19 protein-coding genes and 1 tRNA gene are annotated in these 25918 nt (G+C 67.3%); 7 read left to right on the forward strand and 13 right to left on the reverse strand.

The genetic code is table 11. The features are described from left to right. Positions 1–44 precede the first annotated feature (44 nt). Positions 45–2774 (reverse strand): DNA gyrase subunit A, encoded by a 2730-nt coding sequence (gene gyrA, locus BU124_RS00165; RefSeq protein ID WP_084860424.1) that lies wholly within the window; start codon positions 2772–2774, stop codon positions 45–47. Between the two features lie 203 nt (positions 2775–2977). On the opposite strand from gyrA, the gene BU124_RS00170 reads away from it, so the two are divergent. Then, on the forward strand, positions 2978–3244 hold the full coding sequence (locus BU124_RS00170; protein ID WP_084860425.1) for an usg protein: 267 nt from the start codon (positions 2978–2980) through the stop codon (positions 3242–3244). A gap of 33 nt (positions 3245–3277) precedes the next feature. Here the strand turns inward: BU124_RS00170 and BU124_RS00175 are convergent, their stop codons facing one another. Continuing rightward, on the reverse strand, positions 3278–4321 hold the full coding sequence (locus BU124_RS00175) for an ornithine cyclodeaminase (protein ID WP_084860426.1): 1044 nt from the start codon (positions 4319–4321) through the stop codon (positions 3278–3280). Further along, positions 4318–5241, reverse strand: a complete 924-nt coding sequence (rocF, locus tag BU124_RS00180; protein ID WP_084860427.1) for an arginase — start codon at positions 5239–5241, stop codon at positions 4318–4320. The genes BU124_RS00175 and rocF overlap by 4 nt, the downstream gene beginning before the upstream one ends. An 86-nt stretch (positions 5242–5327) precedes the next feature. Between rocF and BU124_RS00185 the strand changes: the two genes are divergently transcribed. Further along, positions 5328–5750: an Lrp/AsnC family transcriptional regulator gene (locus BU124_RS00185; RefSeq protein ID WP_084860428.1), complete on the forward strand. Its 423-nt coding sequence runs from the start codon at positions 5328–5330 to the stop codon at positions 5748–5750. On the opposite strand, the gene BU124_RS00190 is transcribed toward BU124_RS00185, so the two are convergent. Together BU124_RS00190 and BU124_RS00195 are read right to left on the reverse strand one after the other, a co-directional pair. Continuing rightward, positions 5747–6196 carry a disulfide bond formation protein B gene (locus BU124_RS00190; protein ID WP_084860429.1) on the reverse strand — a complete coding sequence of 150 codons (450 nt, stop codon included), beginning with the start codon at positions 6194–6196 and terminating at the stop codon, positions 5747–5749. The two genes, BU124_RS00185 and BU124_RS00190, sit on opposite strands and share 4 nt — an antisense overlap. Continuing rightward, positions 6193–6771 (reverse strand): YqaA family protein, encoded by a 579-nt coding sequence (locus BU124_RS00195; RefSeq protein ID WP_084860430.1) that lies wholly within the window; start codon positions 6769–6771, stop codon positions 6193–6195. Before BU124_RS00195 ends, BU124_RS00190 begins: the two co-directional genes overlap by 4 nt. A gap of 129 nt (positions 6772–6900) precedes the next feature. Between BU124_RS00195 and BU124_RS00200 the strand changes: the two genes are divergently transcribed. After that, positions 6901–6986 (forward strand) — tRNA-Leu (locus BU124_RS00200). 671 nt (positions 6987–7657) lie between these two features. After that, a complete protein-coding gene (locus BU124_RS00205) occupies positions 7658–10783 on the forward strand; it encodes a Hint domain-containing protein (RefSeq protein WP_245831550.1) in 3126 nt (1041 codons plus the stop codon). Positions 10784–10858: 75 nt separating this feature from the next. On the opposite strand, the gene BU124_RS00210 is transcribed toward BU124_RS00205, so the two are convergent. Continuing rightward, the gene (locus tag BU124_RS00210) at positions 10859–11446 is read right to left on the reverse strand and encodes a nucleotidyltransferase family protein (RefSeq protein WP_245831552.1); all 588 of its coding nucleotides are present in this window, start codon (positions 11444–11446) and stop codon (positions 10859–10861) included. A gap of 305 nt (positions 11447–11751) precedes the next feature. Here BU124_RS00210 and BU124_RS00215 point away from each other — a divergent pair, with 305 nt between their 5' ends. Then, complete coding sequence (locus BU124_RS00215) at positions 11752–14157, forward strand: GcvT family protein (RefSeq protein WP_084860431.1); 2406 nt, start codon at positions 11752–11754, stop codon at positions 14155–14157. A 24-nt stretch (positions 14158–14181) separates the two neighbouring features. Here BU124_RS00215 and BU124_RS00220 read toward each other — a convergent pair whose 3' ends face one another. Together BU124_RS00220 and hemB are read right to left on the reverse strand one after the other, a co-directional pair. Then, the gene (locus BU124_RS00220) at positions 14182–14739 is read right to left on the reverse strand and encodes a lipid-binding SYLF domain-containing protein (RefSeq protein ID WP_084860432.1); all 558 of its coding nucleotides are present in this window, start codon (positions 14737–14739) and stop codon (positions 14182–14184) included. Between the two features lie 110 nt (positions 14740–14849). Next, positions 14850–15842 carry a porphobilinogen synthase gene (gene hemB / locus BU124_RS00225; protein WP_084860433.1) on the reverse strand — a complete coding sequence of 331 codons (993 nt, stop codon included), beginning with the start codon at positions 15840–15842 and terminating at the stop codon, positions 14850–14852. Positions 15843–15960: 118 nt separating this feature from the next. On the opposite strand from hemB, the gene BU124_RS00230 reads away from it, so the two are divergent. Together BU124_RS00230 and mfd are read left to right on the forward strand one after the other, a co-directional pair. Next, positions 15961–16485: a component of SufBCD complex gene (locus BU124_RS00230; protein ID WP_084860434.1), complete on the forward strand. Its 525-nt coding sequence runs from the start codon at positions 15961–15963 to the stop codon at positions 16483–16485. A 46-nt stretch (positions 16486–16531) separates the two neighbouring features. Then, entirely contained in the window at positions 16532–19984 is a 3453-nt protein-coding gene (mfd, locus tag BU124_RS00235; RefSeq protein ID WP_084860435.1) for a transcription-repair coupling factor, read from the forward strand. Between the two features lie 87 nt (positions 19985–20071). Here the strand turns inward: mfd and BU124_RS00240 are convergent, their stop codons facing one another. The 5 genes from BU124_RS00240 to BU124_RS00260 all read right to left on the reverse strand — a co-directional run bounded on the left by BU124_RS00240 (position 20072) and on the right by BU124_RS00260 (position 25671). Beyond that, positions 20072–21304: a multidrug effflux MFS transporter gene (locus BU124_RS00240; RefSeq protein ID WP_084860436.1), complete on the reverse strand. Its 1233-nt coding sequence runs from the start codon at positions 21302–21304 to the stop codon at positions 20072–20074. After that, positions 21301–21660 (reverse strand): potassium channel family protein, encoded by a 360-nt coding sequence (locus tag BU124_RS00245; protein WP_245831555.1) that lies wholly within the window; start codon positions 21658–21660, stop codon positions 21301–21303. Before BU124_RS00245 ends, BU124_RS00240 begins: the two co-directional genes overlap by 4 nt. After that, complete coding sequence (locus BU124_RS00250) at positions 21650–22303, reverse strand: DsbA family oxidoreductase (protein WP_084860438.1); 654 nt, start codon at positions 22301–22303, stop codon at positions 21650–21652. The genes BU124_RS00245 and BU124_RS00250 overlap by 11 nt, the downstream gene beginning before the upstream one ends. Beyond that, positions 22290–23774 carry a class I adenylate-forming enzyme family protein gene (locus BU124_RS00255; protein ID WP_084860439.1) on the reverse strand — a complete coding sequence of 495 codons (1485 nt, stop codon included), beginning with the start codon at positions 23772–23774 and terminating at the stop codon, positions 22290–22292. The genes BU124_RS00250 and BU124_RS00255 overlap by 14 nt, the downstream gene beginning before the upstream one ends. A gap of 70 nt (positions 23775–23844) precedes the next feature. Continuing rightward, complete coding sequence (locus BU124_RS00260; protein WP_084860440.1) at positions 23845–25671, reverse strand: extracellular solute-binding protein; 1827 nt, start codon at positions 25669–25671, stop codon at positions 23845–23847. Between the last annotated feature and the right edge of the window lie 247 nt (positions 25672–25918).

Here is a 25918-nt window from a genome sequence, read left to right on the forward strand (position 1 = left end):
AAATAGTGTTGCCGCGGCCCGCGGGAAACCCCGGGGCCGCGTGGTCAGTCCTCGCCCGTGGCCTGATCCGCGGCCTGGTCGGCGATCCAGGCCACCGACACGACCTCTTCGCCCTTGCCGGTGTTGAAGACCTTGACGCCGCCGGCGCTGCGCGAGCGGAAGGAAATGCCGTCCACCGGCACCCGGATCGACTGGCCCTTGGAGGTGGCCAGCATGATCTGGTCGTCCATGTCGACGGGGAAACAGGCGACGATATCGCCACCGCGCATGGCCTTTTCCCAGGCGGTGACACCTTGGCCGCCGCGCCCGCGCACCGGGTAGTCGTGCGACGACGACAGCTTGCCCAGACCCTTGGCGGTGATGGTCAGGATCAGGTCCTCGGCAGCCGACATCGCCGGGTAGTCGATTTCGGCCGGGGCGTTCGGCGCCACCTCGTCCTCGTCCACCTCGGCCTCGTCGGTCAGCCCGGCCATGGCGCGGCGCATCTTGAGGTAGGTGGTGCGTTCCTCGCTGCTGGCCGCATGGTGGCGGATCACCGACATCGACACGACGCTCGCCCCGGCGGGCAGGCGGATGCCGCGCACGCCGGTCGAATCGCGGCTCTGGAAGACGCGCACATCCGTCGCGCGGAACCGGATCGCACGGCCCGCGTCGGTGACCAGCATGACATCGTCGTCCTCCGAGGCGATGCGCGCGGTCACCAGGCTAACGCCCTCGGGCAGCTTCATGGCGATCTTGCCGTTGGATTTCACATTGGTGAAATCCGACAGACGGTTGCGGCGCACGTCGCCCGCGCTGGTGGCAAAGACGATCTGCAGGTCGTTCCAGTCCTTCTCGTCGCGGTCCACCGGCATGATGGCGGCGATGGAAACCCCGGCCGGGATCGGCAGGATATTGACGATGGCCTTGCCCTTGGAAGTGCGCCCGCCCTGCGGCAGGCGCCAGGTCTTGAGCTTGTAGACCATCCCGTCGGTGGTGAAGACCAGCAGCTGGGTGTGCGTGTTGGCCACGAAAAGCGTGGTGACGACATCGTCCTCCTTGAGGCTGCCGCCCGACAGGCCCTTGCCGCCGCGCTTCTGGGCGCGGAAATCGGCCAGCGCGGTGCGCTTGATGTAGCCGCCCTGGGTGACGGTGACGACCATGTCCTCGCGTTCGATCAGGTCCTCGTCGTCCATGTCGCCGGACCACTCGGTGATCTGGGTGCGACGCGGCACGGCGAACTGGTCGCGCACCTCGCGCAGTTCTTCGGCGATGATGCCCATGATGCGGTCGCGGCTGCCCAGGATATCGAGGTAGTCCTTGATCTTGCCGGCCAGGTCCTCGAGCTCCTCGGTCACTTCCCTGACGCCCAGCTGGGTCAGGCGCTGCAGGCGCAGGTCCAAGATCGCCCGGGCCTGGGTTTCCGACAGGTTGTAGGTGCCGTCGTCGTTGACGGGGTGCAGCGGGTCGTCGATCAGGCGCAGGTATTCAACGATATCGTCCGCGGGCCAGCGCCGCTCCATCAGGCGGCGCCGCGCCTCGGGGGCGTCGGCCGAGGAGCGGATCGTCGCGACCACTTCGTCGACGTTGGACACGGCCACCGCCAGCCCGCACAGGACGTGGCTGCGCTCGCGCGCCTTGCGCAGCAGGTAGGCCGTGCGGCGCGCGACAACATCCTCGCGGAAGTCAATGAAATAGCTCAGGAACTTGCGGAGGGTGAGGGTTTCCGGCCGGCCCCCGTTCAGCGCCAGCATGTTGCAACCAAACGAGGTCTGCATCGGCGTGAACCGGTAAAGCTGGTTGAGCACGACCTCGGCGGTGGCGTCGCGCTTGAGCTCGACCACCACGCGCACGCCCGACCGGTCGCTTTCGTCCTGCACGTGGGCAATGCCCTCGATCTTGCGGTCGCGGGCAGCCTCGGCGATGCGGTCGATCATCGTCGCCTTGTTCACCTGAAAGGGGATCTCGTTGACGACGATGGCCCAGCGATCCTTGCGCAACTCCTCGACCTGTGCCTTGGCGCGCACCACGACCGAGCCGCGCCCCTCCAGGTAGGCCTTGCGCGCGCCCGACCGGCCCAGCATCGTGCCCCCTGTCGGGAAATCGGGGCCGGGGACGTAGTCGATCAGCGCCTCGCTCGACAGGTCGGGGTCCTCGATCAGCGCCAGCGTGGCCTCGCAGACCTCGCCGAGGTTGTGCGGCGGGATGTTGGTGGCCATGCCCACCGCGATGCCCCCCGCGCCGTTGACCAGCATGTTGGGAAAGCGCGCGGGCAGCACGCTGGGCTCGCGGTCGCGGCCGTCGTAGTTGTCCTGGAAATCGACCGTGTCCTTGTCGATGTCCGAGAGCAGCGCGCCGGCGGGCTTGTCCATGCGCACCTCGGTGTAGCGCATCGCCGCCGGGTTGTCCCCGTCCATCGAGCCGAAGTTGCCCTGGCCGTCCAGTAGCGGCAGCGACATGGAAAACGGCTGCGCCATGCGCACCAGCGCGTCGTAGATCGCGCTGTCCCCATGAGGGTGATAGGTCCCCATGACGTCGCCCACGGCGCGAGCCGACTTGCGATAGGGCTTGTCGTGGGTGTTGCCGGCCTCGTGCATGGCGTAAAGAATGCGCCGGTGCACGGGCTTGAGGCCGTCGCGCAGATCGGGGATCGCGCGCGAGACGATCACGCTCATCGCGTAATCGAGATACGCGGTCTTCATCTCGTCCGAGATCGAGATCGACGGGCCATCGTTCCCCGGCCCCTCGGGCCGGTTTTCGTCTTCGTTTTCCGGGGGTTCGGGCGTATCGCTCATGTTGTCTGCCTGTTGGGGCCGCGCGTTTCAGGACCCGTCAAGATATTGTTTGAAAGGGTATATCACCCCCGAGGGATGGGGTGCAATGGGGGCCGGGGCGCGCGGCTGTCAGCCACCGCGCACCCCTGCCAACAGCCTGTTTTCATTGACAGGTTAACCGCTGGTGCCGTCACATAGTGGCCATGACGACAGCGGAGCAGGATATGACACAAGAAACGGAGCTGATGCTGCGCGGCTACGGGTTGACCACGGCAGAGATGTTCTACCGCATGCCGGACTATCCCAGCGTGCTCAACACCTTCATCTGGCAGGACTACGACCTGGCGCCGGATCACGACAGGCTGATGGGGTTCATCGACTTCTGGAAGGCCGAGATAGAGGGCCGGTTGCACTCGGTCCGGTTTACCCATCGCAAGCTGATCGCGCCGGGCGAATGGCGCAACGTCGTGGGCGAGATGACCTGCCACTGAGGCCGGTCAGACCGCGTAGGTCGCTGTAACCCTTTAGACGGCCCGGGCCAGCATCCCGTAAAGATCGCGCGGGTCGTCCGGGTCGGCCAACAGGTCCAGCAACTGGTAATGATCGCTGCCCGCTATGGCGTCGCGGACCACCTTGAGCGCCGAGAAATCCTCGATCGCGAAGCCCACGGAATCGAACAGCGTGATCTGCGCGGCTTCCTTGCGGCCTGCGGCCTTGCCGGCCAAGACCTGCCAGAGCTCGGTGACGGGGTGATCCTCTGCCATCTGCTGGATCTCGCCCTCGACGCGGGTCTGGGGCGGGTATTCCACGAAAACCGAGGCCCGGTCGAGGATGCCCGGCGCCAGTTCCGTCTTGCCCGGACAATCGCCGCCTATGGCGTTGATGTGCACGCCGGGGCCGACCATGTTGTCGGACAGGATCGTGGCGTATTGCTTGTCGGCGGTGCAGGTGGTCAGGATCTGCGCGCCCTCTATCGCCTCTTCGGCGCTGGCGCAGGGCAACACGGTCAACCCGCTGCCCGCCAGATTGCGGGCGCATTTCTCGGTGGCCGCGCGGTCCTTGTCCCACAGCCGCACGGTGTCGATGCCGCAGATCGCGCCGAAGGCGCGGCACTGGAACTCGGACTGCGCGCCGTTGCCGATCATCGCCATGGTGGTGGCGCCGCGCGGTGCCAGGTGTTTGCCCGCCAGCGCCGACATGGCCGCGGTGCGCAGCGCTGTCAGCAGGGTCATTTCCGTCAGCAGCACCGGATAGCCCGTCTCGACCGAGGCCAGCAGGCCGAAGGCGGTGACGGTCTGCAACCCGGTGTGCGTGTTCTTGGGGTGCCCGTTGACGTATTTGAAGCCGTAGAGCGTGCCGTCCGCGGTTGGCATCAGTTCGATCACGCCGAGGGGCGAATGGCTGGCCACGCGCGGCGTCTTGTCGAAGCTTTCCCAGCGCAGGAAGTCGGCCTCGATGGCGCCCGCCAGGCGGCGCAGCATCTCGTCCAGCCCGGTCTCGTGGACCAGGCGCATCATGTTCTCGACGGAAACGAAAGGCACGAGGGCCCTTTCGGAGGGATCGGTCATGCGTAGCTCCGTGTCGGGCGGTCGAAGATGCGCCGCCCCAGGAGTGAGGCCACCAGGTCCACCATGACGCTGGCCGTGCGGCCGCGTTCATCGAGGAAGGGGTTGAGTTCAACGAGGTCCAGCGCGGCGAGGCAGCCGCTGTCGTGCAGCAGCTCCATGACGAGGTGCGCCTCGCGGAAACCGGCCCCGCCGGGCACGGTGGTGCCCACGGCCGGGGCGAGGCCGGGGTCCAGGAAATCCACGTCGAGCGAGACATGCAGCAGCCCATTCGCGGCGCGCACCTTGTCGAGAAAGGCCGCCAGTGGCCCGGCGATGCCGTGTTCGTCGATGGCGCGCATGTCGGTCAGCGCAATGTCCGTCTTGGCCAGCAGGGCCCGTTCGGCCGGATCGACCGAGCGCAGGCCGATCATGGCGACGCGGTCGGTGGGGATGGGCGCGGCGAGCGGTGGAAAGTCATCGAATCCCGGCTGGCCGGTGACATAGGCCACCGGCGTGCCGTGCAGGTGCCCGGTCTCGGTCGATTTCGGCGTGTTGAAATCAGAATGCGCATCGAGCCAGAGCAGGAACAGCGGCCGGCCCTCTTCTGCCGCGTGACCGGCCATGCCGGCGACAGACCCAAGCGACAGCGCGTGATCGCCGCCGAGGAAGATTGGCAGACCCTCGGCCGCGGCCTGCCGCGCGGCGTGCGCCAGGGTACGGGTCCAGCCGACATTGGCGGCCAGGTCGTGGATATGCGGGTGCTCGGGCAGGGCCGGGGTTTCAGGTGAGAGGTTGCCCCGGTCCTCGACACTGTGGCCAAGGGCGGTCAACTGCTCTGGCAGGCCCGCCACGCGATAGGCGTCGGGCCCCATGAGGCAGCCGGCGCGGCGCTTGCCGCTGTCCACGGGGGCGCCGACGAGAATACAGTGCGTTTGATCCATGCCGACATGATCGCCCGGAACACCACAGACATGAACTGGTCAAATTGCGCAAAGTGGGTTATCATTGCACAAAACTGTAAGACATCATGGACAATCTGGACAATGAGCTGATCGCCGCCCTGCAACGCGACGGCCGCGCCAGCCTGTCGGAACTGGCGCATGATCTGGATGTGACGCGCGCCACGGTTCGAGCGCGGCTGGACAAGCTGCGCGCCAGCGGCGAGATCGCCGGCTTCACCGTGCTGACCCGCGCCGACGTCTCGCCCCACCCGGTGCGGGGCCTGATGATGCTGGGCATCGAGGGGCGCGGCACCGAACGGGTGATGCGTGCCCTTGCCGTCATGCCCGAGGTCCGGGCTGTGCATTCGACCAACGGCCATTGGGACCTGATCGCCGAGATTGGCGCGCGCACGCTGGTGGAACTGGACAACACCCTGTTCCGCATCCGCCGGATGGACGGCATCACCCGCTCGGAAACCAACCTGCTGCTGTCCACGCGGCGCGGTTAGCGGCGCGCTGCCAGCACCCACAGCGCGGCCAGCGCGAAGGAAAGCAGCGCGTTGTAGCTGGCCATGGACAGCCCCAGGAGCGACCAGGCCACCTCGTCGCACATCACCACCGGCGCGATATCGGTGGACAGCAGGTCGCCGCCCAGCCCCGCGCCCGCCCCGGTGCAGCTGGCAGGCCCCTCCCACCAGCCGCGCTCGACGCCGGTATGGTAGACACCGAGACCCGCCGTGGTGGCCGCCGCCAGCGCGCCCAGCAGCAGAAGGGGCCCCGCCGGGCGCCAGACCACCAGCGCGACCGCCCCGATCACGATCGCCGCCGCATGCGGCCAGCGTTGCCACAGGCACATCGCGCAGGGCGGATAGCCCAGCGCCTGAAAGAAAAAGGCGCCGGCCAGCAACGCGAATGATCCGCCGGCGGCCACGAGGGTCAATCCGGATCTGGTCATAGGTATCGCACCACGTAAAAGCCTCCGATGAGCACGAGGCAGAACAGCAGGAACATCAGCCCGAGGCGCCGCTCGATGAAATCGCGGATCGGGGCGCCGAATTTCCACAACAGCGCGGCGACGATGAAAAACCGCAGCCCGCGCGCGAGGATCGAGGTCACCACGAAGGTGCCCAGCGGCATCGCCGTCCAACCCGACATGATGGTGATGACCTTGTAGGGAAAAGGGGTCAGCCCGGCGACCAGCACCGCCCAGAAGCCCACGTCGTTGAAGCGCTGGTTGAAGGCGGCCATGGACTCGGTCTTGCCCAGCGCCTCGAGGATGGGCCGGCCGACGGAATCGTAGGCGAAGGCCCCGATGGCATAGCCCAGCATCCCGCCCAGCACCGAGGACACCAGGCAGACGCCCGCGACGAGCCAGGCTCGGCGCGGTGCGGCCAGGATCATCGGGATCATCAGCACATCCGGCGGTATCGGAAAGACAGAGCTTTCTACGAAGGACACCAGGGCCAGCACCCAGAGCGCGCGCGGGTGGTCGGCCATGGACATGGTCCAGTCGTATAGGCGGCGGATCATACGGGTGTCCGGGATGGCAGGCATCGTTGCAGCGTCTTAGGCCACGGAACCCCCCGGGGGTCAATAGAGGTGGAGGCCCCGTTTCCGCGTTGACCGCGCGCGGGCGCGCGGTTATCGACCAATTCGGCGGCCGGTGTGGCGGAACGGTAGACGCAGGGGATTCAAAATCCCCCGATGGCAACATCGTGAGGGTTCGATTCCCTCCACCGGCACCAGCGCCGCACAGGGTCCGCGGCGTTAATACAGCAGCCGCTGACAGGGGCGCGCCATCACGATCCCGCCACATTTCACGATGCGGAACCTACGGAAGGCGAATCAAATTGTTCGCGTTTGCAGAAAGATACGGGATTGCCACGTGGATTGATCTGCATTCGATAACGGCTTGTTTACTTCCGTTGCCGGGCCGCTCTGTCTCGACTTGAAGAAAGCCAGGACACCAGCCCACCCGGCCTGACTGACGCGATCACCGGTGAACTCGCCTTCAGGTGGTAAAATTCGGGCCAGATTTGAGGGTTGGCTGTCCTTTTGGGCAGTCGTTATTTCCGTAATCGAAACAATCCACTTGTATAGCGGCGATTTTTGCCCGTCGCCCAGAGCCAATCGCGACCATAATCAGGCGGTTGCGGACATCTTTCCGACATTTTTCCCTTTCTCAAAGCGTGCCGTGGGTTTACTCATTCAACCCGGGGGCTGAGGTGCCGTGGTGCACCGTGCCGATGCTACAGTCGGTTTTCAGATTGTCTGCAGCTTGGGGTGTCAGCTCCACTGTCGTGACAAGACAATGATTGATCAGCTGGCCCCGTTGGGGTCGGCACCATCCGGGCTGTGTTCCGGAGGGGATGTTTTGGACAAGTGGCCGCGCGCGTGGCTTACGGGAGACGCCGAGATGACAAACGTGAACCTGACTTTCGATGACCTGAATGCCGGAACGGTCGTGGATGATGAATACCAGGCGCAGGGGGTCACGATCTCGTCGATCGTGAACGACGACGTCAATGACGATGAAACGCCTGCAATGGTCTTCGACACCAGCCATCCGACCGGGGGCGACGACGACCTGGCCACCGAAAACCTCGGCAACGTCCTGATCATCCAGGAAGAAGACGACGAGGAGGACGACGAGGAAGACGACGAGGAAGACGACGAAGAGGACGGCGAGGAAGACGACGAAGAAGACGGCGAGGAAGACGACGAGGAGGACGGCGAAGAAGACGACGAAGAGGACGACGAAGGAGACGACGAGGGAAGCGACCACCCAGAGCCCGACGACCGGGCCGACGGCGGCACACTCCGGTTCGACTTTTCGGATCCCTCGACGATGAATTCGCTGACCCTGCTCGACGTCGAGGAATGCGCGCGTATCGAGCTGAAGGATGAAGACGGCCATGTCCTCTATGCCGAGACCCACGGGACCTCGAACAACGGCCAGAAAGACATCGATTTCGGCGGCATCGAGGGCGTCGCGACCATGGATGTCACCTTCTACGGGTCGGGCGCGCTTGACAACGTGAACTTCGACACGCCCGCCGAGCTCGACGGCATCGTAGAGGGCACCGCCGGCGACGACGTGATCGACGTGGCCTACACCGGCGACCCCGAGGGCGACATGGTCGACAATGACGACGCGATCCTGCCCGGAGATGTCGGCGATGACGACTTGATCGAAGCTTACGGCGGGGATGACACGGTCCTGGCCGGCAAGGGTGACGACGAGGTCTACGGCGGGTCGGGCGATGATGACCTGACCGGCGGGTCGGGCAACGACACCATCTTCGGCGGCACCGGCAACGACAAGATCGTCGGGGACGGCCCCGACGGGGTGGCGAACCCCGCCCCCGAGGCCAAGACGCTGGTCTGGGAAGATGTGGCCCCGGATCATACCGAGTTGAGCGGCACCACGACCTACGATGCCGGCGGCATCACGGTGGATATCGGCTATAACCCGCAGGACCACGGCGCCACGGCGACCATTTCCGACGAGGAGATGTATGTCGAGACGGGCGAGGGCTTCGACGCAGACTCGAGCCTCGAGCTTTACGGCAAGGGCGGTGAAGGCGGCTGGGACGACACGTCGACGACCACGCTCGACTTCTCGTCCACCTCGCCGGCCTACGGGGACGAGGTCCAGAACGTGACCTTCCGCATCAACGATGTGGACCTGGCGACAAACCCTCACGACACGCATGTCGACCGCGTCACGATCAATGCCGTGGACGCCGAGGGCAATCCCGTCGATGTCGAGATCACTTCGGAGACCGGCGACCAGATCGTCGATGACAACCAGGCCACCGGCGACATCGAGCACGACGATGGTGTGATCCCGGCCGCGCAAAAGGGCTCGATCCTCGTGTCGATCGCCGGGCCGGTGTCCAACCTCTCGATCGACTATGACAACGAGGCATTCACGGACCAGCAGGTCAACGTTTCGGACGTCACCTTCGAGACCATCCCGGTGACCGGGACCGGCCCCGAGGGCAATGACGTGCTCGTCGGCGGCGATGGCGATGACGTGATCGAGGGCAACGACGGGGATGACACGATCTCCGGCGGCAACGGCAGCGACACCGTCGATGGCGGTGACGGCGACGATATCATCGACACCAGTTCCGACGTGGTCCTGCCCAGCCCGGATGTCGGCTATCCCGGGATCTATCATGCGGATGCCGACCCGAATGACGACAAGGACATCGTCTCGGGCGGCGCGGGCGATGACACCATCATCACCGGGGATGACGACGACACTGTGTTTGGCGGGGCCGGGGATGATGACATCAGCACCGGTTTCGACGACGACTACGTCGAGGCCGGCGCAGGCGACGACACGATCACCGGGTCCGAAGGCAACGACGAGATCTACGGCGGCGATGGTGACGATACCATCTACGGCGGGCTGCCGCCGGGGCCGACGGATGCGCTGAACCTTCCCGACGATCTGGACGGCGACGGCGACAGCAACGACCCGGGTGAAGACCTCGTCACCAACAACAACAACGACACGCTGGTCGGCGGTGCGGGCGACGACACGATTTTCGGGGCCGACGACGACGACACGCTGGTCGGCGGCACCGGGGATGACACGCTCGACGGCGGGGTCGACGACGACCACCTGACCGGCGGCGAGGGCGAGGACACCCTCACCGGTGGCCAGGGTGCCGACGAACAGGACGGTGGCCTCGGAGATGATCTCTTCATCGTGGACACCGCCGGCGATGGTGCCGATGACATGGTCATTGGCGGCGAAGACCCCGATCTGAACGGCGACGGCGAGTCCGACGACGTGGACGTGCTCGACCTGACCGGGTCCAATGTCCTGAACATCGACTATACCGATCCCGGCGTCGGCGGCGGGGCCGGGGATTCCGAATCCGGGCGCGTGTTCTTCCAGGACGGCACCACGATGACCTTCGAGGAGATCGAGAATGTCATCCCCTGCTTCACGCCCGGCACCACCATCGCCACCCCGCGCGGCGAGCGCTTGGTCGAGGACTTGCGCGCGGGCGACCGGATCATAACCCGTGACAACGGCATTCAGGAGATCCGCTGGGTCGGCCGCAAGGACATGACGGGCCAGCAACTGGCGCGCAATCCGCATCTCAAGCCGATCCTGATCAGGGCCGGGGCGTTGGGCAACGGTCTGCCCGAGCGCGACACCGTCGTCTCGCCCAACCACCGCGTGCTGGTGGCCAGCGACCTGACGCAGCTCTACTTCGAAGAGCGCGAGGTTCTGGCCGCGGCCAAGCACTTGGTGGGCAGCGAGGGTGTGCATGAACTGGACGCGATGCAGACAAGCTACATCCATTTCATGTTCGACCGGCACGAGGTGGTGTTGTCCAACGGCTGCTGGACCGAGAGCTTCCAGCCCGGCGACTACAGCCTCAAAGGTCTTGGCAACAGCCAGCGCAACGAGATCTTCGAGTTGTTCCCGGAGCTGGCCGGCAAGCCGGGGCTGGAGGGCTACCAGTCCGCGCGCCGTGCCCTCAAGAAGCACGAGGCCAAACTGCTCGTGAAGTGATATGCAGCTGCGCCCCGGGTCCACGCCCGGGGCCGCAAGACCGGACCGGGGCGCGATGTGGCGCCCCGGTTCATTTCATTGGCGGGTTTGGCGCCAGCGGGCCCAGTCCTCGGGGGTGTCGAGGTCGACGCGCGCGCGCTGGCCGGGCAGTGGGACGAGGTGGCGCCGGCCGCCATGGGCCGAGAGGATCGCCCGCGCCCCGGTATCGCCGCCCAACCCGGCAAAGCCGTCCCGCACCGAGGCGTCGAAAAGCACCGGGTGACCGGGTGTGCCGTCTTGCGTCGTGGCTTGCCAGATCAGGGCGTCTGGAGCCGAGACCCGCGCCGCGACAACGCGGGCGATATCCGCGCCGGTGATCTCGGGCATGTCGGCGGGCAGGACGATCAGGTCGTGTGCCGCCGGGATTGCGGCATTGCCCGCGCGCAAGCTCGCCGACATGCCCTCCTGCCAATCGGGCACCGCGACGATGCGGGCCCCCTGCGGCAGGACCGCGGCACGCGGATGGTCCGCCTCCGGCAGGGTCACAAAGACCGGCCCGTGAGGCATGCAAAGCGCCACAATCCGGCGCAGCAGCGGCTGGCCGTCCACCCGTTCCAGCAGCTTGTCACGCCCGGCCATCCGGGACGAGGCCCCCGCCGCCGGTATCAGGATCGCCACGCTCACCCGTGCCTCCGCGCCGCGGTCGCGTCGAAGCCGGGATCGCCGCCGATCAGCGGAGGCTGTGTCGCGCTCTTCATGAGGGCTCCCGCGTCCGCTCCGAGCCGAGACCGTGTCGTGTTCCGTCGCATTCCCCCTCACTCCACGTTTTGATACCGCATGGCCGAGCCGGGCAAAACCGCGACCCGCTTTCGGGCGACCTGCGCGCGACGCGCCAACGCACGCCAAAGCCCAGTTGCGACAGGATTCGTCGCGAAGCGAAAAGGAATCGTGACCGCCCGCGCGCAGGTTGGCGCCGAAGGAGAGACAACATGCGCACTCATGCAAGGGCGGTCGTCATCGGGGGTGGCGTCATCGGCTGTTCCATCCTCTACCACCTGACCCGCGCGGGCTGGACCGATGTGGTGCTGCTGGAACGCGACGAGTTGACCAGCGGCTCGACCTGGCACGCGGCCGCCAACATCCACGGGCTGCACGACAGCACCAACATCAGCCGCATCCAGCACTACACGATGCAGCTTTACAAGGATCTCGAGGCCGAGACGGGGCAGGGCTGCGGCGTGTTCCAGCCCGGCTCGCTCTACCTCGCGCAGACCGAGGCGCGCGAACACCAGCTGCGGCTGCAGGCGGCCAAGGCGCGCTATTACGGGATGAATTTCCACGAGGTCAGCCGCGACGAGGCCGAACGCCTGCACCCGCTGGTGGATTTCGACGGGGTGCGCTGCATCATGTTCGAACCCGAGGGCGGCAACGTCGACCCCTCGGGCGTGACCAATGCCTATGCCATGGGCGCCCGGGCTGCGGGGGCGGAAATCCTGCGTTTCACGCCCGTCACCGCCACGCTGCCGCAACCCGACGGCAGCTGGATCGTCGAGACCCCCAAGGGCGAGATCCGCACCGACTGGGTGGTGAACGCCGCCGGCCTCTGGGGGCGCGAGGTCGCCGCGCTGGCGGGGATCGAATTGCCGCTGCAACCGACCGAGCACCAGTATTTCGTCACCGAGACCATGGACCGGATCGCCGGGCTGGACCGGCGCCTGCCGTCGGTGGCCGACCGCGACGGCGAATACTACCTGCGGCAGGAGGGCCAGGGCCTGCTGATCGGGGCCTATGAACGCGACGTGCGCTTCTGGGCCGAGGACGGCACGCCGCCGGATTTCGCCCATGACCTCTTTCCCGATGACCTCGACCGGATCGAGGACAACATGATGCGCGCCATCGACCGCGTGCCGGCGGTGGCCGAGGCCGGGATCAAGCGCGTCATCAACGGGCCGATGATCTGGTCGCCCGATGCCAATGTCCTCTTCGGCCCGCACCCGGACCTGCGCAATTACTTCTGCTGCAACGGCATCATCCCCGGCTTCAGCCAGTCGGGGGGCATGGGGCTGATGGCCGCCGACTGGATCACCACCGGCGAGGCCCGCTACGACATGTTCGCCTGGGACGTGGCCCGGTTCGGCAAATGGGCCGATGCGGCCTTCACCAAGGCGCGGGTCGCCGACCAGTACGCCCACCGCTTCGCCGTCCATTTCCCCGGCGAGGAACGCAGCGCGGGCCGGCCCGTGCGCACACGGCCCGTCCACGCAATGCAAACGGACCTCGGCGCGGTTTTCGGGCTGAACTACGGCTGGGAACATCCCGCCTATTTCGACGCGGCGACCCCCGACAGCGCCGGGTTCACCCGCCAGCCCTGGTTCGACAGCGTCGGGCGCGAGGCGCGGATGCTGCGCGAGAGCGTCGGCGTGATCGACATCTCCAACTTCGCGAAATACCGCGTCACCGGCCCGGGGGCCGAGGACTGGCTGAATGCCGTCTTCGCCAACCGGATGCCGCGCGCCGTGGGCCGGTCCTGCCTGACGCCGCTGATCGGGGTGCGCGGTGGCATCGCGGGGGATTTCACGGTCACACGCCCGGGCGACGACGAGTTCTGGGTCATCGGCTCGGGCATGGCCGAACGCTATCACCAGCGCTTCTGGGAGATGGTGCCGCGGCCCGCCGGGACGACCTTCGAGGTCATGACCGAGGGCTGGTGCGGTTTCAACATCGCCGGGCCGGGGTCGCGCCGGGCGCTGCAGAGGCTGACGGATGCGTCGCTGGCAACTGCGGACATGCCCTTCATGCGCTCGGCCTGGATCGAGGTAGCCGGCGTGACCTGCCTGGCGCTGCGGGTGTCCTTCACCGGTGACCTCGGCTGGGAGCTGCACTGCGCCACCGCGGATCAGCCCAGGCTTTACGCGGCGCTGCTGGACGCGGCCAAGGCCGAGGACGGCGGGCCGGTGGGCAGCCGCGCGCTGATGGCGCTGCGCGTCGAGAAGGGCTATGGCAGCTGGGGCCGCGAGTATTCACCGGAATACTGGCCGCAGGAGGTCGGGCTGGATCGCCTGGTCAAGCTGGACAAGGATTTCCTGAACAAGGCCGCCTACTTGCAGGTCAAGGATAATGCGCCGCGTGAAGAACTTCGACTGGTCCATGTGCAAGAGGTGGACAGCGCCGACGCCACCGGCGGCGAGCCGATCTTTCTGCCCGACGGCACGCCCGTGGGCCGCGTGACCAGCGGCGCCTACGGCTACTCGGTGGGAATGTCGCTGGCGCTGGCCTACCTGAGCGATGTCACGCCAGGGCAGGCCGTCGATGTGATGATACTTGGCCGGCCGCATCGCGGCGTGGTGCTGGCCGAGCCCCCCTTCGATCCCGCAGGCGCGCGCCTTCGGGCGTGAATTGCGCGCGCCAGGCCCCTGATGTCAGGGGATGATACGGGTGTACTTCGTTCCTTCGAGGGTGGCGCCGACGCGCAGGCCCGCCTGGGCGAAGATCACAGCGATGACCGGCGCGAGCTGGGTGGTGGTCTCGGCCCGCAGGTTGCCGCCCTCGGACCGGACCGCATACTCGGCATCGGCCCCCAGCGCCCAGCCGGGCGAGGTGCGGAACTCCATCAGCGCCTCGTCGGTCATGAAGAACAGCACGTGGGAATACTGCTGCGCGCCGATCTGCAAGCCGGCACTGCCGCCCGCGATAGCGTAGTAGTCGACGGTGCTGTCGCCGATGCGAAGGGCGCCGCGCCCGTAGGAGCCGCCCAGACCGAATCCGGCCTCGGTCACCAGCGGCATGACAAGTATTCCCGAGGCCTTCTCGGCCAAGTCACGCGTGCCGGGGAAACGTTCGTACATGAAATTCAGCGTGGTATCGACGCGGGAGTCGATGCGGTCGCCGCCGCGTGATCCGATGCCGTTGCCGCAGGCGGCAAGACCGGTTGTGGCCAGTGCGCCAAGCGCGAACCCGCGTCGGGAATAGGTGCTCATAATATCGCCTCGTGCCTGTGGGGCGGTCTCTGCCGCTTTTGCGGCTTAGCATAGGCGCATGGGCCGCGCCTGTCAGCACAAAGATGCCCGGACGCCGGCCTGCGCGAGAATCAGCCGCCCAGAACCTCGGCCGCTTCGGGGGCAAAGTAGGTCAGGATGCCGTCGCAGCCCGCCCGCTTGAAGCACATCAGGCTTTCCATCATCGTCGCGCGCCCGTCGAGCCAGCCGTTCTGCGCCGCCGCCCGCAGCATCGCGTATTCGCCGGACACCTGGTAGGCGAAGGTCGGCACGCCGAAGCGATCCTTCACCCGGCGGCAGATATCCAGGTAGGGCATCCCCGGTTTTACCATGACCATGTCGGCCCCCTCTGACAGGTCGCGGGCGACCATGCGCAGCGCCTCTTCGGAATTGGCCGGGTCGATCTGGTAGGTGGTCTTGTCGCCCTTGAGCGCGCCGGAGGCGCCCACGGCATCGCGGAACGGGCCGTAGAAGCCGCTGGCATACTTGGCGGTGTAGGACAGGATGGTTGCCTTCTGGTGGCCCTCGGATTCCAGCGCATCGCGGATCGCGCCGATGCGGCCGTCCATCATGTCGGAGGGGCCGAGGATGTCGGCCCCCGCCTCGGCCTGGGCCAGGGCCATGCGGACAAGCGCGGCGACGGTTTCGTCGTTGACCACCTCGCCGCCCCGGACATAGCCGTCCTGGCCGTTGATGTTGTAGGGATCGAGCGCGATATCGGTCATCACCGCGATCCCTGGCGCGGCGTCCTTGATGGCGCGGATCGCGCGGTTGGCGATGTTGTCGGTCGACCAGGCGACGGCGCAATCCTCGGTCCGGTCCTCGGGCGCGGTATAGGGAAAGACGCAGATGGCCGGAATACCCAGCGCCTCGGCCCGCCGGGCGGCCCGCGCGACACGGTCCACCGTGCGGCGCACGACACCGGGCATGGAGGGCACCGGTTCCTCGGCGTCTTGACCGGCCATGACGAAGATCGGCCAGATGAAATCGGCCGGCGACAGCGCGCTTTCGCGCACCATGGCGCGCAGGGCCGGCGTGGCCCGCAACCGGCGCGGCCGGGCGGCGGGAAATCGGGGCTGGGTCATGGTCTTGGCCTTTCAGTCACACCTGCGGTCGCGCCCCGATTTTTTGCCGGACCGGGGTATGGGCATTGCCGGGGCGCGCCTATAGGTTGCCGCAAAACACGACAGGCTGCCATCCCCCGTGAACTGGACATCCACCCTTTTCGAAGTCATCGACATGCGCTCGTTCTCGAACCTCTGGTTCTGGATCGGGCTTGCGGTGATATGGTCCTCGGTCAACCACTGGGTGCTGGGCGTGCCCTACGACATGATCACCCGCGCCCGGCGCCACGGTGGCAAGGCGCAGGAGGATCTGGAGCTACTGGTGCGCATCAACGCCGACCGCCTGCTGCATATCGGCCGCGTCTCGGGGACGGTGACGTTGGGGTTCCTGGCCTTCGTCCTGACCTCGCTGGCGATCCTCGCCTTCTGGTACGGAGTCGAATTTGCGCAGGCAATCTTCCTGCTGGCGCTGCCGCTGTCGATGGTCGGGGCGCTCAGCCTTGCCGCGGCCCGGCGGATCGCGCAGGAAAATCCGGCAGGTGCCGATCTGCACCGGCACCTGGGGCGCCACCGGCTGAAGACCCAGGTCATCGGCATGGTGTCGATCTTCGTCACGGCCATGTTCGGCATGTATCAGAACCTCGCCGTCAGCCCCGGCTTCTAGGCATTGCGAATTGACACCGCAGGGCAGCGGGGTAGGTGAGGCGCTGATGAGTGCACCCGAACATATCACCGTTGGCGGCGCCCCAGAGGGGTTCGACGCCCGCCTGATCCTGCAGGAAGTGGCCCGGCGCGACGGCCCGGTGCTGCACGTCGCCCGCGACGACAAGCGGCTCGAAGCCATGCGCGCCGCGCTGGCCTTCTTCGACCCCGGCATGCCGGTGCTGCATTTCCCCGGCTGGGACTGCCTGCCCTTCGACCGGGTGTCGCCCAACGCCGATATCTCGGCCGCGCGCATGGCCACGCTGGCCGCGCTGGTCCACGAACGGCCCGCGCGGTTCGTGCTGCTGACGACGCTGAACGCCGCGACCCAGCGCATCCCTGCCCGTGCGGTCCTGCAAGAGGCCGCCTTTACCGCCCGCGTGGGCGAGCGGATCGACGAAGAGGCCCTGCGCGGGTTCCTCGTGCGGATGGGCTTTGCCCAGGCTCCCACGGTGACCGAACCGGGCGATTACGCGATCCGCGGTGGTATCATCGACATCTACCCGCCGGGCCATACCGGGCCGGTGCGGCTGGACCTCTTCGGCGATGTCCTCGACGGGGCGCGCCGTTTCGATCCGGCCAGCCAGCGCACCACCGAAAAGCTCGACAAGGTCGACCTCGCCCCGGTGTCCGAGGTAATCCTCGACGAGGCCGCGATCACCCGGTTCCGGCAGAACTACCGGCTGGAGTTCGGGGCGGCCGGCAACGACGACCCGCTTTACGAGGCGGTCAGCGCGGGGCGCAAGCATCAGGGCCTTGAGCACTGGCTGGCCTTCTTTCACGAGCGGCTGGAGACGCTGTTCGACTACCTGCCCGAGGCCACGCTCACGCTGGACGAGCACAACGCAGCCCAGCGGCAGGCGCGCTGGGACACGATCGCCGATCAGTACGACGCCCGGCGCGAAGCCATGAGCGCCAAGGGCCGGGTTGATACCGTCTACAAGCCCGCCCCGCCGGAAACGCTCTACCTCGACCCCGACGCCTGGGCGGCCGCCACCGCCCCGATGCGCGTTCTGCAGTTCTCGGCCCTGCCACAGGCGACCGGGCCGGGGGTGATCGACGCGGGCGGGCGTGTGGGCCGCGATTTCCTGCCCGAGCGCCAGCAGGAAAGCGCAAGCCTTTTCGGGGCCCTGGCCGATCATATTCGCGCGAAACTTCAAGAGGGCCCGGTCGTCATCGCCTCCTATTCCGATGGTGCGCGTGAGCGGCTGACCGGCCTGATCGAGGACGAGAACCTCGCCGAGGCGATCCCCATCGGCGATTTCACCCGGGTCGGCCCGCGGGGGCTGCACCTGGTGGTCTGGGCGCTGGAACACGGCTTCGAGGCGCCGCAGGACGCGGGCCGCCTGACGGTGATCTCGGAACAGGACGTCCTTGGTGACCGTCTGATCCGCCAGACCAAGCGCCGGCGCAAGGCCGAGAATTTCCTGACCGAATCCCAGGCGCTGACCCCGGGCGATCTGGTGGTTCACGTCGATCACGGGATCGGGCGGTATCTCGGGCTCGAAGTGGTCAGCGCCGCCGGGGCCGCGCATGAATGCCTGGTGCTGGAATACGCCGAGGGCGCCAAGCTTTACCTGCCGGTCGAGAACATCGAGCTTTTGTCGCAATACGGCCACGAGGAGGGCCTGCTCGACAAGCTGGGCGGCGGCGCTTGGCAGGCCAAGAAGGCGCGGCTCAAGGAACGCATCCGCGAGATGGCCGAACGGCTGATCCGGGTCGCCGCCGAACGCGAGCTGCGCACCGCCCCGGCCATGACCCCGCCCGAGGGCATGTGGGATCAGTTCCTGTCGCGCTTTCCCTACCAGGAGACCGAGGACCAGTTGCAGGCCATCGAGGACGTCACCGAGGACCTGGAATCAGGCCGGCCCATGGACCGGCTGATCTGCGGCGACGTGGGCTTCGGCAAGACCGAGGTGGCTATCCGCGCCGCCTTCCTGGCCGCCATGTCCGGGGTGCAGGTCGCGGTGATCGCGCCGACAACGCTGCTCGCGCGCCAGCACTACCAGAGCTTTGCCGAGCGGTTCCGCGGTTTTCCCGTCAACGTGCGGGCGCTGTCGCGCTTCGTCGGCACCAAGGAGGCCGCCGAGACCCGCGATGCCATGGCAAAGGGCACGGCCGATATCGTCGTGGGCACCCATGCGCTGTTGGCCAAGAGCGTGAAGTTCCAGAACCTCGGGCTGCTGATTATCGACGAGGAACAGCACTTCGGCGTCCAGCACAAGGAACGGCTCAAGCAGCTGCGCACGGATATCCACGTGCTGACCCTGACGGCGACGCCCATCCCGCGCACCCTGCAACTGTCTCTGTCGGGGGTGCGCGAGTTGTCGGTGATCGGCACCCCGCCGGTCGACCGGCTGTCGATCCGCACATATGTCAGCGAGTTCGACACTGTCACGATCCGCGAGGCGCTGCTGCGCGAGCATTACCGCGGCGGGCAGTCCTTCTTCGTGGTGCCGCGGGTCTCGGACCTACCCGAGATCCAGGCCTTCCTGCGCGACGAGGTGCCCGAGGTGACGGTCGTCACCGCGCATGGCCAGATGGCCGCCGGCGAGCTCGACGACCGCATGAACGCCTTTTACGACGGCAAGTACGACGTGCTGCTGGCCACGACGATCGTGGAATCGGGGCTGGATATCCCCACCGCCAACACGATGATCGTGCACCGCGCCGACATGTTCGGCCTGTCGCAACTCTACCAGATCCGCGGCCGGGTGGGGCGGTCGAAGGTGCGCGCCTATGCCTACCTGACCTACCGCCCGCGCCAGCGCCTGACCCCGCAGGCCGAAAAGCGCCTGCGCGTGCTGGGCACGATCGACACGCTGGGGGCGGGCTTCGCGCTGGCCAGCCAGGACCTGGACATTCGCGGTGCCGGCAACCTGCTGGGCGAGGAACAGTCCGGCCAGATGCGCGAGGTCGGCTACGAGCTTTACCAGTCGATGCTGGAAGAGCAGATCGCCAAGATCAAGGCGGGCGAGACCACCATGGTCGACGACGGCCAGTGGGCACCGCAGATCAACCTCGGCGTGCCGGTCCTGATCCCCGAGGACTACGTGCCTGACCTCGACGTGCGGCTGGGCCTGTATCGCCGCCTGTCGGGCTTGCAGAGCAAGGTGGAGCTCGAAGGCTTCGCGGCCGAGCTTATCGACCGCTTCGGCCCGCTGCCCAAGGAGGTCAACACGCTGATGCTGGTGGTGCGGATCAAGGCCATGTGCAAGCGCGCGGGGATCAGCCACCTCGACGGCGGCCCCAAGGGCGCGACGATCCGGTTCCACAACGACACCTTCGCCTCGCCGGATGGCCTCGTGCAGTTCATCAAGGACCAGCGCGGCCTGGCCAAGGTCAAGGACAACAAGATCGTCGTGCGCCGCGATTGGGCGAAAGACAGCGACAAGATAAAGGGCGCCTTCGCCATCGCGCAGGATCTGGCCAAGAAGGCGCAGGAGATGCAGCCGGCCTGACACGGGCCGTCGACGGCCCGTGACCGCCTGCGTCGACGCAGGCGGGGCGCGCTGTCGACAGCGCGCGGTTACGGCCGTGCGCCCCGCTCAGTCGGTGTCACGCCGGATCATCGCGGTCAGCCAGAGCGCCAATGAGGCACACAGGCAAACCGCCACCGCCAGCGGCAGCGGCGTGCCGTCGAAGGCCAGCCCCACGGGCACGGCGATGAGCACCGCGCCCACCGTCCCGATCGAGGCCATGATCGACGCGGCCATGCCGGCGATATGGCCCACCGGCTCCATCCCCAGCGCGTTCAGGTTGCCGATCGTCAGCCCGGCCTGGAAGAACACCGAGGTCGTCCAGAACACGTAGAGGTAGAACTCCAGCCCGCCGAGAGCCCCGGCCCAGATCGCGGCCGCGGTCAGCGCCGACAGCCCGATCTGCACGGTGAACATCGCCTTGACGATGGCGCGCATGCCGACGCGCATGACGATCTGCGAGTTCAGCACCGTGGCCGAGGCGGCGGCGATGGCGATGGCCCCGAACCAGAGCGGGAAACTCTCGGCCCGGCCGTAGGTCACGTCGAAGATCTGCTGGATCGAGCTTATGGTCGAGAACAGCATCCCGAAGGCGAGGGCCTGCACGGCGATGGAGAGCCGCACCGTGGGATGCGCGGCCATGTCCCGGATCGCGGCCCAGAGCAGCGAAAGCCGCAGCGGCCGCCGGTCCGCGGCGGCCAGCGTTTCGGGTTGGCGCAGGCCCAGCCAGGTCATGCCGATCAGCGAGAAGACGACGAAGGCGAGGAAGATGCTGCGCCAGCCCGACAGGTCGATGATGACCGCGCCGAGGCTGGGCGCGATCGCCGGCACAAGCGAGAAGATCATCATCACGAAGGACATGATCCGCGCCATGCCGCGCCCGGCGTAGAGGTCGCGCACCAGCGCCAGCGCCACCACCCGGGGCGCCGAGGCGCCCAGCCCCTGGACCACACGCGCGGCCAGAAGGGTTTCCAGCGTCGGCGCAAGATAGGCCGTCAGCGCGGCCGCGCAGTAGAGCAGCGCGCCGCCGATCACCACCGGCTTGCGCCCGAAGCGGTCCGACAGCGGCCCGGTGAAGAGCGTGCCCAGCCCCATGCCCAGCACGAAACTGGTCACGACCAGTTGCGCCAGGTTCGGGGCCTCGGGCGTCAGCTCCGCGCCGATCTGCGGCAGGGCGGGCAGCATCGCGTCGATGGAGAAGGCGATCGAGGCCATGAGCATCGCCATCAGGGCGATGAATTCCGGCGTCGGCAGGCGCCGCGGCGGGGTCGGGGCGGTCGGCACCGCCGCGGTATCGGTCATGCGTCCGGTCCTTTTTCCTCGTGGGCCTGCAGGCGCTTTTCCGCCTCGGCGGTCTTGCGCCGCGCTTCACGCAACTGCGCGCGCGCGCGCATCCGGCCCTTCAGGGTCACGGTGCTGACCTGCCGGATCACGGCGGCAAAGACACCAAGACCCGCGAAAATGAATACGGTCGTGGCCAGCTTGCCGATCACCGTTTGCGGCACGAGGCTGCCGTAGCCCACCGTCGACAACGTCACAACCGTGAAAAAGAAGCTGTCGACCCAGGACCAGCCCTCGACCAGATGATAGAAGACCGTGCCGCCCCCGATCAGGACCGCGAGCGCCCCGACCAGCCCCCAAATCCCGTCATTGCGCATCGCCCGCATCCTCGAGCTTGGCCATGATCTCGCCGGCGACCTGCACCCACAGATCGGGGGACTGGGCCCCGGGCACGGCGTGCTGGCCGGCCACGATGAAGGTGGGCACCGATTGCACGCCCATCTTGCGGGCCTCGGTGTCGCGGTTGCGGATCTCCTCGGCGTCGGCTCCGGCGGCCAGCAGGCGGGCCACCACGGCCGCGTCCATCCCGGCGCTGTCGGCGATGTCGCACAGCGTGTCGCGCAGCCCGATGTCGCGGCCTTCGGTGAAATAGGCCTCGAAGAGCGCCTGCACTACCGCGCCCTGGCGCTGCTCGATCCCGGCCCAGTGGATCAGGCGGTGGGCGTCCAGCGTGTTGGGCGTGCGCGCGATCCTCTCGAAGTCGATCGTCAGCCCGGCCTGTTCCGCCTGGTCCTGCACCGGTAGATAGGCCTTCACCGCGCCCTCGCGCCCGCCGAACTTGGCGTCGAGGTAGGCGCGGCGGTCCATCCCCTCGGGCGGCATCTCGGGGTTGAGCTGAAAGGGGTGATAGGCGATCTCGAAGGGGTGGTCGCCGACCTGCGCCAGCGCGTGGTCGAGGTTGGTCTTGCCGATGTAGCACCAGGGGCAGACGGGGTCCGAGAAGATATCAAGCTTGACCATGGTCGGTCTCCCACTCCTGGCGCAGCACGCGGCGCAAGAGCTTGTTGTTGGCCCCCCGTGGCAGGGCGGCGCGGTGGATGAACAGCCTCGGGCACTTGTAGCGGGCGAGGCGACGGGACGCAAAAGCGGCAAGCTCGGCCTCGGGAAGGGGTGCCGGGCCGGTATAGAAGGCGGCAATGACCGAGGTGTCGGCCTTTACGCGCAAGTCCACCGCCGCGGCCTCCTCGATGCCGGGGTGGGCGACAAGGGCGCTTTCCACCTCGATGGGCGAGACGCGGTGGCCGCCGGCTGTCATCATGTCGTCGGCGCGGCCCTCGTAGCGGATCGCGCCCGCGGCGGTGCGGTGGCCGATGTCGCCCGTCAGGAACCAGTCACCGGCAAAGCAGGCGGCCGTCGCCTCGGGCTGGTCGAGATAGCCCAGCATCAGGCCTGTGTCGTCGCGATGCACGGCGATGGTGCCCTGCTCGGCCTGCTGGCCGGTCTCGTCGATCAAGGCGATACGCCGCCCCGCCTGCGGATAGCCCAGGGTGCCGGCCGGCGCCGGGGCGTCAGGCGCGCCCGATACGAAGGTGGAACATTCCGACAGGCCGTAGGCCTCGTGGATCGTCGTGCCCGTGGCCTCCTGCCAGGCGGCGCGGGTCGTTTCGGGCAGTTTCTCGCCCGCGGACAGGCCGTGACGCAGTTTCGGCAGAGGCGCAATTGGTGCGCGCAGCAGCTGGCGATACACACCGGGGACGGCGGCGAAGATGCTCGCATCGTGCCGTTTCAACAAGAGCGGCAGGGCAGCGCTGTCGGTGCCGGGCGCGGGGACAAGCGCGGTGGCCCCCATGGTCCAGGGGTCCAGCAGCCCGGTGCCCAGCGTGTAGGTCCAGTTGAAGGCGCCGGCATGGAGCAGGCGGTCGGTCCGGGTCAGGCCGTGCCATCCCCGGATCATGTGCTGCCGCGCGAGGATCGCACGGTGGGCATGGAGGACGCCGCGCGCGCGGCCGCCGGTGCCCGAGGTGAAGATCACATAGCCGGGCCGGTCCGGGTCGCCCATGGCGTAGTCCGCGGGCGGCAGCGCGTGCCAGGCGGCGAGCTGCGCGGCGGGAATGACCGGGGCGGTGTTATCGGGCAGGGCGATGCCATCGCCTGCGATAATGCAGGCCGGGGCGAGCGTGCCGCAAATCTCGGTGATCTCGGGGCCGGTAAGATGCGGCGACGTCGGCGCCGGCACCAGATCGGCCGCGAGGCAGGCCAGGAAGGCAACGGGAAACTCGGGCGTGTTGCCCAGCCGCAAGAGGACCCGATCGCCGGGGGTCAGCCCGGCCTCACGCAGCCCGGTGGCGACGCCGCGCACCGCGCCCTCCAGCCGGGCGTAGGACCAGCGGCTGGCCCGCGCGGGGCCGAGAACCGCCAGGGCCACCTTGTCGGGGTCGTCGGCGGCCCGGGCCAGCACGTGGGCGGCCATGTTGAACGGGGCAGGGCGCATGGCCCTGCGCTATCCGCGCCGGGCACCGGGCGCAAGTGGGCAGACCGGGCCGGACAGGCCCGGGGCCGCGTTAGCCCTCGGCCTCCCACCACCAGACATCGGGCAGCCAGCCGGGCCAGTCGCCGAAGATCGGCATGGTCTCGGGGTAGTGCAGGCGGCGGTCGTGGGCGATGCGGGTGACGTTCCACTGATAGATCGGGATGGCGTAGCGCCCGGCGGTCAGCAGCCGGTCGAGCGCGCGGGTGGCGGCGCGGAAATCCTGCTGGCTTTGAGAGGTCAGCAAGCGGTCGATCATGGCATCAACGGCTTCCGACTCCACGCCCATGAGGTTGCGCCCGCCGGGTTCATCCGCGCGGTCGGAGCCCCAGTAGAGGTATTGTTCGTTGCCCGGCGACAGCGACAGCCCGCGGCGGAAATAGGTCATGTCGAAGTCGTAGGCGTCGATGCGTTCGCGGTACTGCGCACTGTCGACCACCGTGACCGTGGGCGTGATCCCCAGCCGGGCCAGCGACTGGACGTAGATGTCGATGATCGTCTGGGTCTCGTCGCTGCCCGATTGCAGCACGATCTCGAAGGTGAAGGGATCGCCCTGCGCATCGGCCATCACGCCGTCCTGCACCGTCCAGCCGGCCTGTTTCATCAGGTCCAGCGCCGCGGTGATGCCGGCGCGATTGCGCTCGGTCCCGTCCGAGACGGGCAGGGCATAGCCCGACAGCGCGTCCTCTGGGATCTGGTCGGCGAAAGGTTGCAGAAAGTCGCGCACGCGGCCCGTGGCCGGGCCCTCGCGCATCGCCAGCGGCGAGTTCGAGAAATACGAGGTGATTCGCGGCTGTGCGCCGCCGGTCAGCGCCTCGTTGATGAACTCGAAGTTGAAGGCGTGCAGCATGGCATCGCGGACGCGGATGTCCGAAAACTGCGGGCTGCGGGTGTTCATCACGAAGCCGGTCATCCCCGAGGGCCGCTCGTGGGGCAGTTCGGCCCGCACCACCTCGCCGGTCTTGACGGCGGTGAAGTCGTACTGGCTGTTCCACTTGGCGACGTTGAATTCGCGGTTGAAGTTGACCGTGCCGACCTTGAAGGCCTCGAAGGCGGCGGTCGCATCACCGAAATACTCGATCCGCAGGGTCTCGAGGTTGTGCGTGCCGGTGCGGAAGGGGACCACGCCATCGCCCCAGTAGTCGGGGTTGCGGGTGAACTCGACGAAGCGGCCCTGCTCGAAATCGCTGACGACGTAGGGCGACGAGGTCACGGGGATATGGTCGAACCCGTCGGTCTCGGCGAAATCAACGCCGTCGTATTGTGCCTTTTTCAGGATCGGGCGCATGCCGGCCAGTAGCGCCAATTCGCGATCCGCGGTGTCGAAGGTGAAGCGCACCGACCGCGGCCCGGACTGTTCCATGGTGGCGACCTTGGACCAGAAGCCGGCGTAGCGGCCGTGTCCCTTGGTGCCCAATGTCTCGTAGGACCACATCACGTCCTCGACCGTGACGGGGCTGCCGTCTGAGAATTCCGCCTCCGGGCGCAGGGTGAACTCGACCCATTCTCGATTCGGCCCGGTCTCGACCGATTCGGCCAAAAGCCCGTAAAGCGAGAAGGGTTCGTCCAGCGATCGCGCCATCAGGCTCTCGCCGATGAGAAAGCGCAACTGCCAGGGAACCGACCCCTTGCGGACGAAGGGATTGAGGCTGTCGAAGTTGCCGACGTTCGCCGTGACCAGTTCGCCGCCGCGGGGCGCGTCCGGGTTGGCATAGGGCAGATGCTCAAAATCTGGGGGCAGGTCGGGGTCGCCATACATAGCTATGCCATGCCGGGGCTCGCCAGCCGCCGTCGTGGCCACGAGCGTGGCGGCGAAAATGGCGCCGATCCGGCTGCGCCGGACGAAAAACTCTGATCTCATTTCGTGGACAATCCCCCTGCTCCCTGCGTTATTTGACGTTTAGCCTAGAGAGCGCCGCCAGCCATTTCAAACTTTTAGCTTGGAACAGCGCGACGGATTGCTTATAAAGAGGGCACTGCTCGATAGGTTTCTTGCCTGTATGAAACCTGCCTCAATAACTGAACGCCGGCCTTGTGCCGGCGTTTTTTTCTTTGTGGCAAGGCCAGGGGCCAGGCGCACCGATCAGATCAGGTTGGGCGGCATCCGA

This window comes from Salibaculum halophilum (assembly GCF_002094885.1).
Taxonomy (GTDB): domain Bacteria; phylum Pseudomonadota; class Alphaproteobacteria; order Rhodobacterales; family Rhodobacteraceae; genus Salibaculum; species Salibaculum halophilum.